Annotated in this window: 13 protein-coding genes; 4 read left to right on the top strand and 9 right to left on the bottom strand. The window is 47.2% G+C overall.

The window, feature by feature from the left end; all coding sequences use genetic code 11:
• Positions 1 to 861 carry an RNase adapter RapZ gene (rapZ, locus tag H8698_RS02480; RefSeq protein ID WP_249311034.1) on the top strand — a complete coding sequence of 287 codons (861 nt, stop codon included), beginning with the start codon at positions 1 to 3 and terminating at the stop codon, positions 859 to 861.
• A 55-nt stretch (positions 862 to 916) separates the two neighbouring features.
• Entirely contained in the window at positions 917 to 1,924 is a 1,008-nt protein-coding gene (locus H8698_RS02475) for a hypothetical protein (RefSeq protein ID WP_249311033.1), read from the top strand.
• Positions 1,925 to 1,933: 9 nt separating this feature from the next.
• Here the strand turns inward: H8698_RS02475 and spoVAD are convergent, their stop codons facing one another.
• From spoVAD to H8698_RS02440, 7 genes are all read right to left on the bottom strand, one after another.
• Positions 1,934 to 2,941, bottom strand: coding sequence for a stage V sporulation protein AD (gene spoVAD, locus H8698_RS02470; RefSeq protein WP_249311032.1), 1,008 nt, complete (start codon positions 2,939 to 2,941; stop codon positions 1,934 to 1,936).
• Positions 2,942 to 3,038: 97 nt separating this feature from the next.
• Complete coding sequence (gene pyrR, locus H8698_RS02465) at positions 3,039 to 3,584, bottom strand: bifunctional pyr operon transcriptional regulator/uracil phosphoribosyltransferase PyrR (RefSeq protein ID WP_249311031.1); 546 nt, start codon at positions 3,582 to 3,584, stop codon at positions 3,039 to 3,041.
• Between the two features lie 18 nt (positions 3,585 to 3,602).
• Complete coding sequence (locus H8698_RS02460; protein WP_249311030.1) at positions 3,603 to 5,024, bottom strand: uracil-xanthine permease family protein; 1,422 nt, start codon at positions 5,022 to 5,024, stop codon at positions 3,603 to 3,605.
• Positions 5,025 to 5,281: 257 nt separating this feature from the next.
• On the bottom strand, positions 5,282 to 8,047 hold the full coding sequence (locus tag H8698_RS02455) for an S-layer homology domain-containing protein (RefSeq protein ID WP_249311029.1): 2,766 nt from the start codon (positions 8,045 to 8,047) through the stop codon (positions 5,282 to 5,284).
• Between the two features lie 34 nt (positions 8,048 to 8,081).
• A complete protein-coding gene (locus tag H8698_RS02450; RefSeq protein WP_249311028.1) occupies positions 8,082 to 9,263 on the bottom strand; it encodes an ABC transporter permease in 1,182 nt (393 codons plus the stop codon).
• Complete coding sequence (locus H8698_RS02445; protein WP_249311027.1) at positions 9,260 to 10,009, bottom strand: ABC transporter ATP-binding protein; 750 nt, start codon at positions 10,007 to 10,009, stop codon at positions 9,260 to 9,262. The genes H8698_RS02450 and H8698_RS02445 overlap by 4 nt, the downstream gene beginning before the upstream one ends.
• A gap of 31 nt (positions 10,010 to 10,040) precedes the next feature.
• Positions 10,041 to 11,753: an efflux RND transporter periplasmic adaptor subunit gene (locus tag H8698_RS02440; protein WP_249311026.1), complete on the bottom strand. Its 1,713-nt coding sequence runs from the start codon at positions 11,751 to 11,753 to the stop codon at positions 10,041 to 10,043.
• 249 nt (positions 11,754 to 12,002) lie between these two features.
• Between H8698_RS02440 and H8698_RS02435 the strand changes: the two genes are divergently transcribed.
• Positions 12,003 to 12,458 (top strand): 2-thiouracil desulfurase family protein, encoded by a 456-nt coding sequence (locus tag H8698_RS02435; protein WP_249311025.1) that lies wholly within the window; start codon positions 12,003 to 12,005, stop codon positions 12,456 to 12,458.
• Between the two features lie 6 nt (positions 12,459 to 12,464).
• On the opposite strand, the gene H8698_RS02430 is transcribed toward H8698_RS02435, so the two are convergent.
• Entirely contained in the window at positions 12,465 to 13,079 is a 615-nt protein-coding gene (locus tag H8698_RS02430) for a recombinase family protein (RefSeq protein WP_177677443.1), read from the bottom strand.
• 215 nt (positions 13,080 to 13,294) lie between these two features.
• On the opposite strand from H8698_RS02430, the gene H8698_RS02425 reads away from it, so the two are divergent.
• The gene (locus tag H8698_RS02425) at positions 13,295 to 15,616 is read left to right on the top strand and encodes a bifunctional diguanylate cyclase/phosphodiesterase (RefSeq protein WP_249311024.1); all 2,322 of its coding nucleotides are present in this window, start codon (positions 13,295 to 13,297) and stop codon (positions 15,614 to 15,616) included.
• A 22-nt stretch (positions 15,617 to 15,638) separates the two neighbouring features.
• Here H8698_RS02425 and H8698_RS02420 read toward each other — a convergent pair whose 3' ends face one another.
• Positions 15,639 to 17,015, bottom strand: coding sequence for a sodium-dependent transporter (locus H8698_RS02420; protein ID WP_249311023.1), 1,377 nt, complete (start codon positions 17,013 to 17,015; stop codon positions 15,639 to 15,641).
• Between the last annotated feature and the right edge of the window lie 87 nt (positions 17,016 to 17,102).

The following is a 17,102-nucleotide window of genomic DNA, read 5'->3' as shown; positions in this document are numbered from 1 at the left end:
ATGCAGACAGTTATCATAACCGGCATGTCCGGAGCGGGCAAATCTACAGCTGTACACATTTTAGAAGATATTGGTTACTACTGCATAGACAATATCCCGCCGACATTAATTTCAAACTTTATTATACTTTGCCAGAACTCGAATTTTGCGCTGAATAAAATTGCATTTGTGGTAGACGCCAGAAGCGGAGAGCTGGTGACGCACTTAGCCGACGAGATTGACATGTTTAAAAAACGCGGAAACGAGTGCGCCGTAGTGTTTTTAGACGCAGATGACGAAACCATTATCAAAAGGTATAAAGAAACGCGCCGCAAACACCCCCACGCCGCCAACGGCAGAATTGAAAGCGGCATTAAGTTCGAACGCGCCCTGCTTTCTGAAATCCGCAGCCGTGCAGACATTGTGGTGGATACGTCGAAGCTGTTAACCAAAGAACTGCGAGAAAAACTGCTGACGATTTTTGAATCGTCCACCAGAAAATATGAGCCGATTTCAGTAAACGTGGTGTCCTTTGGATTTAAGCGGGGCGTTCCGTTAGACTGCGACTTGATGTTTGATGTGCGCTTTATGCCCAACCCGTTTTATGACGACGAGCTGAGAGGTTTTACAGGCAAGGACGCACGGGTGGCAGACTATGCCATGGCAAACGAGTCCAGCCAGAAATTTTTGCGCAAGCTGGAGGATATGATAACTTTCCTGCTGCCGCTTTATGCCGAGGAGGGCAAGCAGTCTTTGGTGGTGGGAATTGGCTGCACCGGCGGCAAACACCGTTCTGTGGCTGTGGCAGAGCATTTGGCAAAATTTTTGAGCCAGAAAAACTATTTAACCTCGGTGAACCACCGGGATTTGGGAAACGAATAGCGATTAACGCGGGGCTGTATCAGCAGCCCCTATTTTTATGGAAGGGAATAAAATTATGAGACAACGCGATATCGGCGGCATCATTGATAATATTAAATATGTTCTAAAAACGCACAATCAAGGCATAGGGCAATATGCCCGCTGGATTTGGCAGGACGAAGAAAAACGCCGCAGTCTTTTGCCCAGCGAATATGGCTGTGCTGACGCGGCAAACATTTTATATACCATCGGGGAATTTCCAAAGGATGCGGAGGAACGCAGCGCCTGGGTGCAGACGCTGCAAAACTTTCAAAATCCAAAGACAGGCCTTTTTCAAGAGCCAACCCATCATTTTATTCATACTACGGCTCACTGCGCAGCAGCGTTGGAGTTGTTTGACGCAGATTGCAAATATCCAATGCACGATCTGTTGCAATACACAGACATACAGGCGCTATATGGCCTGTTAGACGGGCTGGACTGGAAACATGACCCGTGGTCTCAGTCCCACCGCGGCGCAGGGATTTATGCGGCGCTGGTGCTTACAAATGCGGTGGACGGCAAGTGGCAAGACAGCTATTTTGCCTGGCTGAGGCGGGAAGCAGATCCCGAAACGGGGCTGTGGAGATTGGGCTGCGTGAAAGAGGGAAGCGTGCCTGTGTGGCACCATATGGCAGGCAGTTTTCACTATCTGTTTAACCATGAATATGCAAAACAGCCGCTTCCTTTTCCGGAAAAGATGATTGACACCATGCTCTGGCTCTTATATGTGGATGAAACTTTCCGGGAGGTTGCGGCGCAAAGAATTAGTTTTATCGACGTCGACTGGATTTACTGCCTGTCCCGCGCTATGCGGCAAACAGGATATCGCCGCGACGACGGCAAACAGGCATTAGAAACGTATGCAGACAGGTTGATTGACTTTTTAGAAACCGTCGACCCGCAAACCCACGACGGGTTTAACGACCTTCACGGCCTATTCGGCACGGTTTGTGCCTTGGCAGAGCTTCAGCAGGCACTGCCCGGGAAAATAAAAACCGAGCGTCCGCTAAAACTGGTTTTAGACAGACGCCCGTTTATTTAAATTGCTTCTTTATGACATTATGCTGATCGCGTGGGCGATAGACGGAATACTTTCGCCCTGCTGAACGGCCGTGGTGCTCATCAAAGCTCCGGTGGGCACAAACAACACCTTTTTAAATTCGCCGCTTTGCAGCTTTGGAATAATGTGCGAGCACAGAACCAGGCCGGAGCAGGCACAGCCGCTGGCGCCGGAGTGCACGTCCTGAGACTCGTCAAATATAAGCACACCGCAGTCGGTGTAGTTTTCCGACATGTCGTAGCCGTTTTCGCCCATCTGGTCGACGACGATTGATTTTCCGATTTTTCCCAAGTCTCCTGTAAAAATCGCGTCATAGTCGCTGGGCTTCCTGCCTGTGTCGGCAAAATGGGCGCATAGGCAGTCGATGGCCGCCGGCGCCATTGCCGCGCCCATGTTGTTGGCATCGGTAATGCCGCGGTCAACAATTTTACCCGTGGTGGCACATTCTACTTTTAAATCGCCCCGATCTTTGTCCAAAATAACGCATGCGGACCCTGTTACCGTCCACTGCGCACTAGGGGGGCGCTGGCCGCCATATTCAAGGGGAAAGCGGAACTGGCGCTCTGCTGAACAAAAATGGCTGGACGTAACTGCCACGCAGCTGTCGGCAAAGCCGCCGTCAATTGCCATGGCCGCCATTTTCATAGATAGGCCCATGGTGGAGCAGGCGCCGTAAAGCCCGATAAAGGGAATGGAAAACACGCGAATTCCATAGTTGGTGCTGGCGCACTGGTTTAAAAGGTCGCCGGCAAAAATATAGTCAATGTCCGCCGGGTGCAGATTGCTTTTTTTCAGGGCAGACAAAACGGTCTGCTGCATAAATTTGCTCTCTGCTTTTTCCCAGCTGGCTTCGCCCCACAGGTCGTCTGACACGGTTTCGTCGAACTGGCCGCCCAGCGGCCCCTCGCTTTCTTTGCTTCCGGCAATGGCGTTTGTGGCGATGATATGCGGACTGTTTTCAAAAACAACGGTTTGGTTACCTTCTTTTTTCGTTCTCAATTTGCAACACCTCAGGGATATTTTTCGTGTTTTTATTGAAATTATGCGGCAAAAAAAGAAACGCAGCAAAATTTTGCTGCGTTTCTTTTTTATTTTTTTAAAGTTCACAAATTTCAATGGCGTCAACCCCGTCAGTTTCCGCAAGCTTAACTCGAATTACCTCATTTTTCGAAGTGGGAATGTTTTTGCCCACATAGTCTGCGCGGATGGGAACCTCCCGGTGCCCGCGGTCAACCATCTCTGCGAGCTGGATTTTTGCAGGCCGGCCAAAAGCAATCAGCGCGTCTAATGCGGCACGCACTGTTCTGCCGGTAAAAATCACATCGTCCACCAAAATTACCGTTTTACCCTCAATGCTTTCGGGAATAGCGCTGTCCGACACCACAGGGCCGCGCTCCTTAATTTTGGTCAGGTCATCCCGGTAAAAGGTAATGTCCAGCGTGCCCACGGGCAGCTTTAAAGACGGCTCAATTTTATTATAAATAAAGTCCGAAAGCCGCTGAGCAAGAGGCACGCCCCGGGTTTTAATGCCCACTAACATCATGTTGTCTACCGACTCGTTCCGTTCCACAATTTCGTGGGCAATGCGCATAATGGCGCGGCTGACAGCCTTTTCGTCAAAAAGAAGGGATTTCAGCTTCATAGCGGGCCTCCAAAATAATTAAAGTTCAAAATTAACGCCGGTTTCCGTTTCATCGGGTGTGTCGCCAAACACATAGTCTTTGCCAGGGAGAATCGCGTTTAACACAATGCCGGCAATGGAGGCAACCGCCAGGGCCGAAAGGGAAATGGTGAGCTTGCCGATCATGAATGTTACGGTGCCCAGTCCCAATGCGGAAACTAAAATAATAGCGGCAACGATTAGGTTACGGCTCTTGGTAAAGTCAACCTTGTTTTCTACAACGTTACGAACACCGATTGCAGAAATCATGCCGTAAAGTACAAAGGAAATGCCGCCAATAACCGCCGTGGGAATTACGCTGACTAGCGCTGCAAACTTAGGCGAGAAAGAAAGAATCACTGCAAAGATTGCTGCCAGGCGGATAACCCGCGGGTCGTAAACCTTCGAGAGCGCTAAAACGCCGGTGTTTTCACCATAGGTGGTGTTGGCAGGACCGCCGAACAGGGCGGAAAGAGTGGTTGCCAGGCCGTCGCCCGTTAAGGTTCTGTGCAGTCCCGGTTTTGCAATGAAGTTTGTGCCAACGGTGGAGGAGATTGCTGAAATGTCACCGATGTGCTCCATCATGGTTGCAAGCGATATTGGAACAATTGCAATCACAGAGCTGATAACTAAAGAGGAGTTGCTCCAGTCAATGCCGCCGAACACGGTGTTGTGCCATTTTACAGGAATTCCAATCCACGGCGCGTTTTTCAGCTGGTCTAATGCGGAAACAGAGAACAACTGCAGTTTGGGATTTCCAAACAGTGTAATATAAGCGTTTCCGTCTGCCCCTGTAATGGTTTCGCCTAATGTGAGCGCTAAAATGGCGGCAATGGCACAGGAACCCAAAACACCAATTAAAATGGGAACGATTTTTGCCATGCCTTTGCCCCAAATGTTAAACACAATAACCAATGCCAGCGCGATAAAGGCAATTAACCAGTTTGTGGTGCAGTTTGTAACCGCACTGCCGGCAAGACCCAAACCAATGGAGATGATAATTGGCCCGGTAACAACAGGTGGGAAAAATTTCATTACGCGCTTAATGCCGACAATTTTAATTAAAGCGGCCAAAATTAAGTAAACCAAACCTGCAAACGCAACGCCCAAGCATGCATAGGGCAAAAGCTGTGCATTTGTCATGGTGCCGTTTCCGGCCAGGGGAGCAACAGCGCCGTAGCCGCCCAAAAACGCAAAAGACGACCCTAAAAATGCGGGCACCTTGCCTTTGGTTATCAGGTGGAACAAAAGCGTGCCCAAGCCTGCCATTAATAGCGTAGTTGCAATGTCAAGCCCTGTTAAAAGCGGCACCAGAACCGTTGCGCCGAACATGGCCAGCATGTGCTGAAAGCCAAGCAGAAGCATTTTCCCCTTGCCCAGGGTGCGTGCGTCGTAAATTCCGGTCTGTGTTTCGTTAGACATAAAAAACATCTCTCCTTTAATTTTAAATAAAAAAGCCCTGTCCGCAGTTTGCGGGCAGGGCAGTTGAATTCCGTCGTTTCCCCTTTTGTCTTGCCGATGTCCCGCATCGCGTTTAAAGACCTTTTTTTATTTCCAAATTATTGTATCACACACATGCACGAATGTAAAGAGGAATTTTCAAGTTTTTTTGTATATTCTGTAAAATTTTGAAAGAAAAAAGTGCCGCGTTCTTGCAAAACGCGGCACTTTAGTTATTTTTATTTTGGAGTTGCAATAATAATTCTAATTCTTCCGCCTACGGAGTCATCCTTATCACAATAAAGCGAAATACTGTAGTTTTCAAAGGTATTTTTCAGTTCATCCAATGTCAGCATGGAGTAGTTATAAGAGGCGTCCTTGGTATAAATTGAAATATCGTCACTCATCTTATAAATTTTTCCGCCAAAATTGATATTAGAGCCGGATATATCAGTAACCTTGCTGCCGTTCACCTTAGTTAAGGGGGACATTCCCGTAACCGCACCATTTTCTGAAGTTTTGATTTTCACTGGTTGACCGCTGGAAACGGTATAGGCCGCGCCATTTGTGGAAAGCGATTTTGAGGTACCATTTAACAGATAAGTATAAGAACCCGAAACAGACATACCAACCGTATTTTTACTTGCGGAGGTAACAACGCCGTATTCGTGCATGTCACCTGTGATGTCACGGAGTATTAATTCGATAATTTTTCCATCGGAGTTTTTTTCTGCGTAAAGAATATCGCTTGCGTTTAAGTTTAAGCCATTAAGCCGTTGGGGGAACACGTTTGCCGCATTGCCTGAATCCCCCGGATTTGTTGTGCTAACCTCTATGATGCTTAAAGATGCATCAAGTTTGCTGTTTCCAAGCGAGCGGGTATTGCTGTTCCAGGTAAAGAGTCCCGAAACGGTTGATTGTTGCGTTACAACAGAAACGCTGGCGTTACCGTCTTTAAATGACACCTTAACCGGCTGATTTAAAAGCGATTTATAGTCCTTTGTGGTAATGTATTCGCTGGACTCGCCAGAAGGCAGCACCAACCGCACAAACGGTTTTGTAACGGCGGTTCCGTTCACCGTGGTTTCTTTTGTTCCTGTTTCAATCAGATAGCCATATACCTCGTCGGATAGCTGCGCCTGCGTTAAAACGTCCGCCACTTCGCCGGACTTGCCCAAAAGCAGCGTTACCGTGTCGCCTAAGTTAAAGCTGCCGTTCGACGAAAGCTTGGTAAACGCATCAACGCCCTCTAACGCATAGGTAATTCCAGAAACGGTTACGCTTTGCGGCGTATCCTTATTCGGCGTTGCCGATTCATACACGCCGGTTACTTTTTTGCTGTAGGTTAAAATCATATCCAGATCCTTAGAGTAGTAGGCAATGTCGTTAACCTTAACGTCTGAAAGCGCAGTCTTCGCACCGTCACGCATGATGGTGGTACTGTCAGGATCTACGCCAAAGGAGGAATACCAGCTTGTGCCGCTTACCGTCACAGGGCCAATGGTGTTGCCCTCCTCATAAATAACATAGTCAATTGCGCCGTTTTGTTTATATTTCACGTTCAGCACGTCGCCCATTGCAATTTTCTGTGAGACAGCGGAGTAGGAGGTTTGGGTGTCGTCTTCATAAAATAACGTTCCTGCCGTGAACTCTACCTTGTCAAATGCACCTTTGTTATAGGTAATAATGCTGTTGCCCAAAATGGAGTAGACGATGTGGCGCTTTATTTCGGGATTGTCCACGTCGGTGTTGGTGTCCACGCGGTTATAAATGATATACTGAAGCTGGTTGTTTTTGTCGTAACGAAGGGTCAAAGTGTCGCCCGCTTTAATTTTTGAGGAAATTTGCTGGTAGCTTGAAGTGTCGTCCCCGTCAAAGTAGGAAACCGTTTGGCTCAGCGTTACCTCGGAAAGGGTTTCGTCAATGTAGCCTAAAACTTTGTCGCCCAGCACCGAGGTGACAACGCAGGTCTTTGTGTTGGGTGTAGTTAATGAGGAAGATTTCGGGTTTGTGGTAAATAAAATATAATCAATTTCATTGTTTTTGTCTTTAAACACCTTGCACACGTCGCCGGCTTCAATTTCCTGGGTTACAGATTCGTAGGTGTAGGTTTTGGATTTAAAATATACCGGCGTTCCCTCGTCCACATCTAAAATATTGCCGTCGAACAGAATATCCGATCCCATTGTGCCGCTGACGATATATTCTTCCGTTATTTGCTCGCCCGGGATAAACGAAACCAAAGTGTCGTTGTTCCGAACCGTAATACTGCCGCGTTTTCCAATGTTATTAAAGTCAAAATCGTCTGTAATTTTAAACGTTCCGGCGGAGGTTAACACCTTGCCCGCACTTACGGAAGAGTCCTCCCTGTTTGAGGCAATCAACACAACGTCATCGGTAATTGCCCGGTCGAACTCTGATATGTAATCGCTGCCTGAACCCTTTGCCGGCGTGTTTAACAGATTATAGGCAATGATCATTACGTCCCGGCGGGTGAGCTCTTGCCCGGCCGATTTTGAGAGAGAGTCACTCAGGCCAATATTTTGGGAAAGGCCAATTTGACCATCCGGCCAGGATGCGCCAAAATCCTCTTCTGAATAGCCCAAAACCCGAAGGAACATGGTTAATGCCTCTTCATAGGTCACGGTGTCGGAGGGCTTAAACGTTGCGTCTAAATATCCCTTGCAAAGCCCGTTTTTCACCGCTACGGTGATGTAAGGTGCGGCCCAGTGGTCGGCAGATACGTCTTTAAAAGGCGACGTTTTGCTGCCTGTGGCCACGGTGTCCCGGAATTTTGAGGCCGCAACTGCAATTTTTGTGCACTCCGCCCGGGAAACAAAAGCGTCAAGCCGCAAATTCCCATCAGGGTCGCCCTGCATAATTTTCAGCTCGGCAAGCAGCGGAGCAACATTGTCGGAATAAGCTGGGGCGGCGAAAACCGGCAGTGCGCCGAAACCGCTTGTAATCAGCAACGCTGCAAGCACTACAGAAGCTATTTTTTTCAAATTCATCAATCCTTTCTATCAAAAAAGCCAATTGTTATTCAAACCTTAAGGCGTCGATGGGGTTTAAGTTTGCCGCATTTTTCGCAGGCAGGAACCCGAAAATTACGCCGATTGCAACCGAAACGGTAAACGCAACGACAATTGCGCTCACAGAGGGAGTGACCGTAATGTCTAACAGCTTGCCGGCGGCAGAGGAAAGCAAAATTCCAACTACAATTCCAATTACGCCGCCAATGCCGCTCACCGTTCCCGCTTCAAATACAAACTGCTGCATAATGTGCTTTTTCTTTGCGCCCAGAGATTTGCGAATACCAATTTCTTTGGTACGCTCGGTTACTGACACCAGCATAATGTTCATAATTCCAATACCGCCTACCAGCAGGGAGATGCCCGCAATGCACACCAAGGCCATTTTCATGGTGTTGGTAATGGTGGTCATTTCGTCTAAAATTTCTTTTGTGGAAATAATGTTATAAAAATCGCTGCTTCCTAAAATTTTTGTCAGCGTCTGCTCTAAAATTGTCTTTGCCTCGGTAATCCGATTTGTGTCGGCCGCCATAATGGTGTAGCTGCCGATGGTGGAGTTCCAAGACATTTTCGAGGCGTTGGTGTAAGGAATGTAAATGCACTGGTCGGAAGAACCTTCCTCAGAGTCTGCCTTTTCCTCTAAAACACCAACAATGGTGTAAGGCTCGCCGTTAATTTTCATGGTCTCTCCCAGCGCTTTGCCTTTTTCATAATATTCATGTTCATAATAGGTACCGATAACGCAGACCTTAAGCATTTTGCTCACGTCCACATACTGCAGAAAACGCCCCTGTTCTACGGTAAGGGTGTTAATTTTATCATAGGTTTCGTCCACACCAGTTACGCTGGCCCTGGTGTTATCTGAAGCTGTGGGCGACTTTACCGTGGCGTTTAACGACACGTTGGGGGACACATAGGTAAACAAATCCTGATGTTCGTCCACCATTTCATACAGGTCGTCCGGCGAAATCTGCCGTGTACTGCCCCTTGAGGTGATGGAAACAGAGATGTTGTTCATGCCAATACTTTCAAACACGTCGGTTACCTGCCCGGTTACGCCGTCCATAATGCTGACTAAAATGATAACCGCTCCAACGCCGATGATAATGCCCAGCATGGTAAGGAAAGACCGCATTTTGTTCGACACAATGCTGGATATGGCCAGCTGCATGGTTTTTGTTAGCTTCATACTGCGGCCGCCTCCTTTTTCAGCTGGGCAAACACCGTGGAACGGATAATTTCGTCGTTTTCCGCTTCACCGTCGTAAATAATTTTGCCGTCGTGAATCCTTATAACGCGTTTCGCGGTAGCCGCAATGGAATTGTCGTGGGTAATTAGAATAATGGTGTTGCCCTGCTCGTTCAATTCCTTTAAAAATGCCATAACTTCTTTGCTGGTTTTAGAGTCTAACGCGCCGGTGGGTTCGTCGGCCAAAATCACCGAGGGCGAGCCTGCCAGGGCGCGGGCAATGGAAACACGCTGCTGCTGACCTCCGGAAAGCTGCGAGGGCTTGTGGTGATATTTGTCTGCCAGTCCCACACGCTCTAAGGCTTCCATGGCACGTTTTGTTTGCTCGCTCTCCTTGAGGCCCTTATACATGAGCGGAAGCTTTACATTGTCTAACACATTCAGCTTGGGCAAAAGGTTATACTGCTGGAAGATAAAGCCCAGCATTTCGTTCCGGATTTCCGCAAGCTGGTTGTCATTTAATTTGCTAACGTCCGTTCCGTTTAACAGGTAGGTGCCGGTGGTGGGCACATCCAAACAGCCGATGATATTCATGCAGGTAGATTTGCCGCTGCCCGACTGGCCGATAATGGCCAAGAACTCGCCGGGATAAACAGAAAACGAAACGCCGTCAATGGCGCGGACCTCCTGGTCGCCCATTACATATATTTTATAAATGTCTTTAAATTCAACCAATGGTTTCTCCATGTTAAGAAAATCTCCTTTCGGCAGGGTTCATTTAGCGCATACCTCCGCCGCCTGCGCCTCCGCTCCTGCCAGAGCCGGAACCTCCGCCGGACGAGCCGCCTCCGGAGGGACCGCCGCCCATTCCGCCGGACGGGCCGTCCATTGTCATTCCGCCAGGACCACCCATGCCGCCCATCATGTCTTCCATGCTGAAGGCCTTGGAGGCCTGCTGGGGAACGTAAACCACGTCGCCTTCAGAAAGTCCCGAGGTGACTTCAATCAGCTCGTCGTTATAAACGCCTGTTTCAACCTTCACCGTTTTAAAGCCCTCTGGCGCGCGGTCGTTTTCATCTGTCTTTTCGCCTTTCACATAAACCGTATTTCCGCGGTTTACTGCCGCAACAGGAACAGAGAGCACATTTTCCGCCCGGGACGTTTCAATTTCAACGTCAATGTTCATGCCGGGAAGGAGCTGGTCGTCGAAGTCTAAAATTTCAACGGTGACAGGATAGGTGGTTACGCCGTTTTCAGTTGTACCGCTGACGCTCACGTTGGTTACTTTGCCATGATAGGTTTTGTTTTCCAATGCGTCGGAGGTAATGGTAACATCTTGGTCCAGCGCAACATTTTTAATGTCCAGTTCATCCACTGCAAGCTCAAACTCTAAGCTGGACATGTCGTAAATCACCGCCATCACAGTGGAGGCGTTGGAATTGTCTAACTTGTCGCCGGCTTTCACATTTTTCTCAACCACCGTGCCGGAAATGGGCGCGGTGATGGTGTAGTCCTCCAGTTTTTTCTGTGCGTTTTTCTTAGAAAGCTGGGATTCTTTCAGCGACAAAGCGTTGCTTTTAATATTCTCAGAAACCGTGTCGCTGGATAACTGTGCGATTGTGCCGCCGGCCTTCACCTTGCCGCCTTCGCTGACGTAAAGCTTTGATACGTCGCCCGATGCCTTTGCGGTAACAGTTTTTTCCGTAACATATTCAAACGTGCCGGAGTCGTTGCAGGATATGCTGCCAATGGAGGCAACAGCGGTGTCTGTCACCATCAGGGTGCCGGGGTTTTCTACCCGGATTACCACGTCACGCACCAGCATATTGCCGGCCTTGGCATAGCTGGCGCCTTTAATTTCTTTTACTGTGCCGGACAGCGTATCGCTGGTTCCAGAAATGCGCACGGTAGCGTTTGCACCGTGAAACAGCTGAGGAATGTCCGACTCATTAAAGGGTATGGTGAGCAGCAGCACAGAGTCGTCATAAATGTCTGCAATCTGCGCGCCTGCGTTCACCGAGTCTCCCTTTTTTATGTAAAGCTTTTTAATTATGCCGGATACGTCCGATTTCACCGTTAAATCGCTTTGGTCTGCCACAGCCTTGCTGTAATTATTTTGCGAACGCTCAACGGCGATGTTGGCGCTCTCAATGCTGTTTTCCGCGTCTGATGCGTCAATGCGGTAAAGCACGTCGCCTTCGTTTACCATGTCGCCCTGCTCAAAGCTGGCAGACAGAATGTCGCCGTTCACCAAAGAGGTGATGGAATATTGGTCTTTGGGCTTCACCACCGCGGTACCGGTGATAGAGGAAACAATGCTCTGGCGGGAAACCGACGATTCGTTTGACAGTTGTGACATCGCGTCCTTGGCTTTATTTTTTCGAAAAGCAGAAAAGAAAATTCCAACCGCAACACAGATGATAACAATAACCGCCGTCACGACCATCCATTTTTTCGGCCTGAACTTCTTTAAATTTGCTTTTAGTTTCATTACATACAGTCCTTTCTGCCTGATAGAATTCGTTACTTATTTAACATTATACAATGAAAATAAGTCTAAGCTGTGAACAAATTATAAATATTACAATTGTTTAACAGCGATTTACAACCTTACTTATTTATGATATGATAAAAACATTAAGACAAGATTAAAAGAATTTTAAGAATTTAAAAACAGGCAGAGAAAATGATAGAGGTTTTTCATAAACCTTTGTGCAAAACAGACAAGCAGGAGGGAAAGATGAAAATATTGGTAAGCGCGTGCCTTTTGGGAACTCCCTGCCGGTATGACGGGAGGGCAGTGCCCAATGAAGACGTTATTGCTCTGGAACAGGCATTTGAACTGGTGCCATTTTGTCCCGAGGTGGCAGGAGGGCTTTCCACACCCAGAACGCCGGCTGAGCGGCGGGAAAATATGGTAATAACCAAAGATGGCCGAGACGTGACAGCAGAGTATGTTTTAGGTGCGGAAAAGGCGTTAGATTTGGCAAAGCGGCACGGCTGTAAAACGGCCGTTTTAAAAGAAAAAAGCCCCTCCTGCGGCTGCGGAAAAATTTATGACGGTACGTTTTCAGGCCGCCTGATAAACGGAATCGGTGTTACGGCGCAAATTTTAAAAGAGGCCGGAATTGACGTAATTGGAGAAAGTGGGATAAAAAAACTCCTGCAAAAGGGCAGGCAGGCCCCGCAGGAGTGAAAAAAGCTAACTTCTTCGGTTAAATCCGCGGTGCTTGCGCGCCGCCCATTTAAACTGGTTTTTAGACATATTTGTGTGATCCGCGGCCTCTGAAAGCGAAATTTCTCCTGCTTTCCACCGCAGATAAATCTCTTTAAAGTTTTTGGGTAAGGGAATTACAGGCCGTCCAAACCGCACGCCGCGGAGCTTGGCGGCTGCGATGCCCTCAGCCTGGCGCTGGTGAATATACTGCCGTTCCGTTTCCGCCACATAGGACAAAAGCTGCAGCACAATGTCGGAAATCAGCGTCCCCAGCAAATCCTTGTCTCTTCGGGTGTCTAAAAGGGGCATATCGATAATCACGATGTCTGCCTCCAGCTTTTTCGTGATATACCGCCACTCCTCCTGAATTTGGAGATAGTTCCTTCCCAAACGGTCAATGCTCTTTACCACCAAAAGGTCACCTTTTTTAAGGAGCGTTTTTAGTTTTTGATATTCGGGACGGGAAAAGTTCTTTCCAGACAGCTTGTCGCAAAACAGATTGCCTGCAGGAACACCCCAGGTAAGCAACTCAATTTTTTGACGGTCTTCATTTTGGTCGGCGGAAGACACACGCATGTAACCATAAGTATTGATGTTCATAAACAAACCTCCTTGCTTCTATTTTAACGTATAGGAGGTTCTTTATGCAGCAGTTTGCGCTGTGAAAAAGTGTACTTTTGCACAGAACGTATATCGTTTTATACATATACAAATTTTATCATAAAATGCGAAATAAAGCAACATTTATATAAATTTTCTCAGAAAAAAAGTGGGGTGTGCAAAAGTACACAATTGCACATCTTAGGAGAAATATTATGAAACAAGTGTCACGCAGTAACACCGCCGCAGCTGCAAACGGCCCGCCTTTTTCTGTTATTGAAAAATTTGTGGATAAACGTGAAAAAGAGAAAAAAACATGGCCGGGGTTAGGTCCATTTCCAATTTTGCTTCTTTGCGTCATGCTGGCAAGCCTTATCGTATACCAATTTTTCGGAGCCCGGGCGGCAGAACAGAAAATTTATGCGACGCTGTCTGATTTGGCTGACCAAGAAACGCGGACGGTGCAGTCCAATTTAAACGGTCAGTTCTCTACCTTAGAGGCGCTGTCAGCGGAATTTATGTCTCAAACAAACTTTGAGTTGTCCGACATTACGGCGCGAATGCGGGCCATTGTGCTGGTTTCCGATTTTACAAAAATTTCAGTGGCCGGACAGGACGGAAAAGCATATGACAATGACGGCGAAGTGGTCGACTGTAAAAACAGACAATATTTTAAAGAGGCAATGTTGGGCAAACGCGCCATTGAAAGATTAGATGCAAGCCAGGTGAAAGAGGGGCACACAAGATTTATAATTGCCGTTCCGATAAAAAAAGGCAGTTCGGTGAAAGGTGCTGTAATTGGAGTTTATAACGAAAAAATGTTTGACAATGTAATCAGCGCAACTTCCTTTCAGGGACAGGGAGTTTCGGCGTTGGTGACCTCGGACGGAACCATTTTAACCAAAAATCAAAACAGCGTTTTAAACGGATTTGACAATTTGTTCAATGTTCTAACAACTGAAGCATTAGACCGAAAATTTTCTACAGAGGTCATGCAGGAACGTTTAAAAAACGGAGAAGAATTTTTCGTGCATTACAAAACCTCATTTGGCCGGCACTATGTTGTATCAAAACCGCTTGGAATTAACAACTGGTCGATTTGCTATGCGGTTCCTGACAGCGCCTTTTTAAATGAACGCAGAGCAGATTTTATTGGGAATCTGTTGCTGGGCAGCGCTATTTTGGTTTGCAGCTTGTTGCTCTTTTTCCTTATTCTCAACAAGCAGAATAAAATTGAAAAGCTTCACAAACGGCAGGTAGAGCAATATTCCAGAGATGGCTTAACAGGGCTGTTAAACGAACGTGGGTTTGAAATCTGGGCAAATGAAATTCTGCGACGGTCGGACCGACCATATTACATTGTGTGTTACGACGTAAACAATTTTGCAGTTTATAACAATCTTATGGGGCTTGATGGAGGCAATGACGTGCTGAAGACCTTGGCCTCCGTTTCCTTGTCGTCCAAGCAGGACAAGGAAATATGCGCTCGACTGTATGCAGACGAATTTGTCTGCCTTTTAACGGCCGACAGCATAGACGGGCTGTTTCAAAAAATATATCAGGTAAACAGCCGTTTTCGGGATAAGGCCGATGGGCACAACCACATTTTGATTAGCTACGGCGTTTTTGAAATTACGGATAAAGCAATGCCGGTGCGGCAAATGGTGGACTGTGCAAAAACTGCCAAAAAAGCGGTTAAGGGGAACTACAACCAGTTTATCGGTATTTATACAGAGGAAATGAAGCTTTTAAAAACAGAGGAGCGGCAGCTGATTTTTAGAATGGAAGATGCACTGGAAAACGGCGAGTTTTACGCGGTTTACCAGCCAAAGTTCGGCGCAAAAACGCGGTCTGTGGTTTCTTGTGAGGCGCTGGTGCGGTGGCGCTATGACGGCAGGGTTATCACTCCAGATAAATTTATTGGACTGTTTGAGGAAAACGGATTTATTTTAAAGCTGGACATTTACATGTTTGAGCTGGTGTGCAAAACGCTTCGTGAATTCATCCGCGGGGGTATTGCCCCGGTGCCGGTTGCGGTGAACTTTTCACAAATTCACATCTATGAGCCCGATTTCCCTGAACGGCTGATGGAAATTATTACGCGGTATCAAATTCCGCCTTCTTACATAGAAATTGAGTTCACAGAAACTGCAATGTCCAGTGACGTTGCATTAAGCGTTCAAACCATTCAGCAGCTGAAACGACGGGGCTTTACCGTGGCTATGGACGATTTTGGAAGCGGTTATTCTTCGTTGACTCTTTTAAGGAGTCTACCTGTGGACGTGGTGAAGCTTGACAGAGGTTTTTTGGCGGGCAACGAAACTGACGAGCGTGGAAAATGCGTCATTCGTTCTGTCATCAAACTTTCCAAACAGCTGAAATTTGAAACCGTTGCCGAGGGTGTGGAAACAAAGGAGCAGATGGAGCTGTGCATTGGCTATGGCTGCGACATCATGCAGGGATATTATTTCAGCAAGCCTCTGCCGGAAGAAGAGTTTAAAGCCCTGCTGAAAAACAAAACAGAGAACAAAAAATAAAAGGTGCCGAAAGGCACCTTTTTTATTGAGCAAAGAACTTTTGCTGATAACCAAAGACAAAAATAATTAAAACAATCAGCGGCAAAATGTAAGACACATAAAACCGAAGGGCTTTGGGAAATTTTAAACCCCTGCCCATGTCGGCCTCTTTAATGAAATTATCCCAGCCCCAGCCCCTTTTTCGCGTGCAGAACAGCAAAAATACCAGGCTGCCCAGGGGCAGAAGATTGTTTGATACAATAAAATCTTCCAAATCCTGAATGGTACTGCCTGCGCCCAAAGGCTTTATAAAGCTTAGCAAATTAAATCCGAACACGCAGGGCAGAGAAAGCAAAATTACGAGGACGGCATTAATGAGCACCGCTTTTGTGCGGCTCATGCCCCACATGTCCATACAAAAGCTTAAAATGTTTTCAAAAACGGCGATAATGGTGGACATTGCCGCAAACGTCATAAACACAAAGAACAAAAACTCCCACAGCTTCCCGAACGGCATTTGATTAAAAATGCCCGGAAGGGTAACAAACACCAGCCCTGGCCCCTCACCCGGGTTTACACCAAAGGCAGAGCAGGCGGGAAAGATGATTAAGCCGGCAAACAGCGCAACCAATGTGTCTAAAAAACAAATGCTTAACGACTCGCCTGTCAGGCTTCTGTCTTTGCCGATATAGCTGCCGAAAATACTCATAGAGCCAATGCCGATGCTCAGAGTGAAAAAGGCCTGTCCCATAGCGGCAAAAATAACGTTGATTATGCCTTGTTCTTTCACATGCTCAACGTTGGGTACCAGATAAAACTTTAACCCTTCTGCTGCGCCCGGCAGGGTAATGCTCCGAATTGCCAGAACTAAAATAATAACGAACAGGGAACTCATCATAAGCTTCGTAATGCGTTCTACGCCGTTTTGCAGACCCAAACTGCAAATTCCAAAGCTAATCAGCACAATTAAAATCATCCAGAAAAACATGCTTCCGGGGCTTGCCAGCAGTTGGTTAAACACCAGCTGTGCGCCCTGAGTAGTCACACCGTGCAAATGGCCGGACAGCGCCTTAAATACATACGCCAGCATCCAGCCGCCTACCGAGGTGTAGAACATCATCAAAAGATAGTTCCCGCCCAGCGCCACATAGCTGAACAGGTGCCACTTTGTGCCCTCAGGCTCTAACAGGCGAAAACTTTTTGCCACCGACCGCTGGCTGGCCCGTCCCACAGCAAATTCCATAACAAGAATGGGAAGGCCGAGCAGCAGCAAAAACGCAAGATAAATCGCCACAAAAATTGCCCCGCCGTTTTTTCCTACAATATAAGGAAACCGCCACACATTTCCCAGGCCCACAGCGCATCCCGCTGAAATTAAAATAAACCCAAGCCTGGAAGAGAACTTTTCTCTTTTTTCCATGATAACACTCCAACAGTTCAGATTGATTTTGAAATCATTACTGTTTATCCAAAATCTTCCTAATTATATCATACGTTATATATAATT

The organism is Congzhengia minquanensis, assembly GCF_014384785.1.
GTDB lineage: Bacteria > Bacillota > Clostridia > UBA1381 > UBA9506 > Congzhengia > Congzhengia minquanensis.
This window is presented reverse-complemented; position numbering and strand designations above follow the sequence as displayed.

Coding starts and splice junctions, on each gene's coding strand:
- H8698_RS02430 (WP_177677443.1), bottom strand. CDS start 13,079: ATGAACATCAATACTTATGGTTACATGCGTGTGTCTTCCGCCGACCAA.
- H8698_RS02445 (WP_249311027.1), bottom strand. CDS start 10,009: ATGGAGAAACCATTGGTTGAATTTAAAGACATTTATAAAATATATGTA.
- H8698_RS02460 (WP_249311030.1), bottom strand. CDS start 5,024: ATGTCTAACGAAACACAGACCGGAATTTACGACGCACGCACCCTGGGC.
- H8698_RS02440 (WP_249311026.1), bottom strand. CDS start 11,753: ATGAAACTAAAAGCAAATTTAAAGAAGTTCAGGCCGAAAAAATGGATG.
- H8698_RS02425 (WP_249311024.1), top strand. CDS start 13,295: ATGAAACAAGTGTCACGCAGTAACACCGCCGCAGCTGCAAACGGCCCG.
- H8698_RS02475 (WP_249311033.1), top strand. CDS start 917: ATGAGACAACGCGATATCGGCGGCATCATTGATAATATTAAATATGTT.
- H8698_RS02420 (WP_249311023.1), bottom strand. CDS start 17,015: ATGGAAAAAAGAGAAAAGTTCTCTTCCAGGCTTGGGTTTATTTTAATT.
- H8698_RS02450 (WP_249311028.1), bottom strand. CDS start 9,263: ATGAAGCTAACAAAAACCATGCAGCTGGCCATATCCAGCATTGTGTCG.
- H8698_RS02435 (WP_249311025.1), top strand. CDS start 12,003: ATGAAAATATTGGTAAGCGCGTGCCTTTTGGGAACTCCCTGCCGGTAT.
- pyrR (WP_249311031.1), bottom strand. CDS start 3,584: ATGAAGCTGAAATCCCTTCTTTTTGACGAAAAGGCTGTCAGCCGCGCC.
- rapZ (WP_249311034.1), top strand. CDS start 1: ATGCAGACAGTTATCATAACCGGCATGTCCGGAGCGGGCAAATCTACA.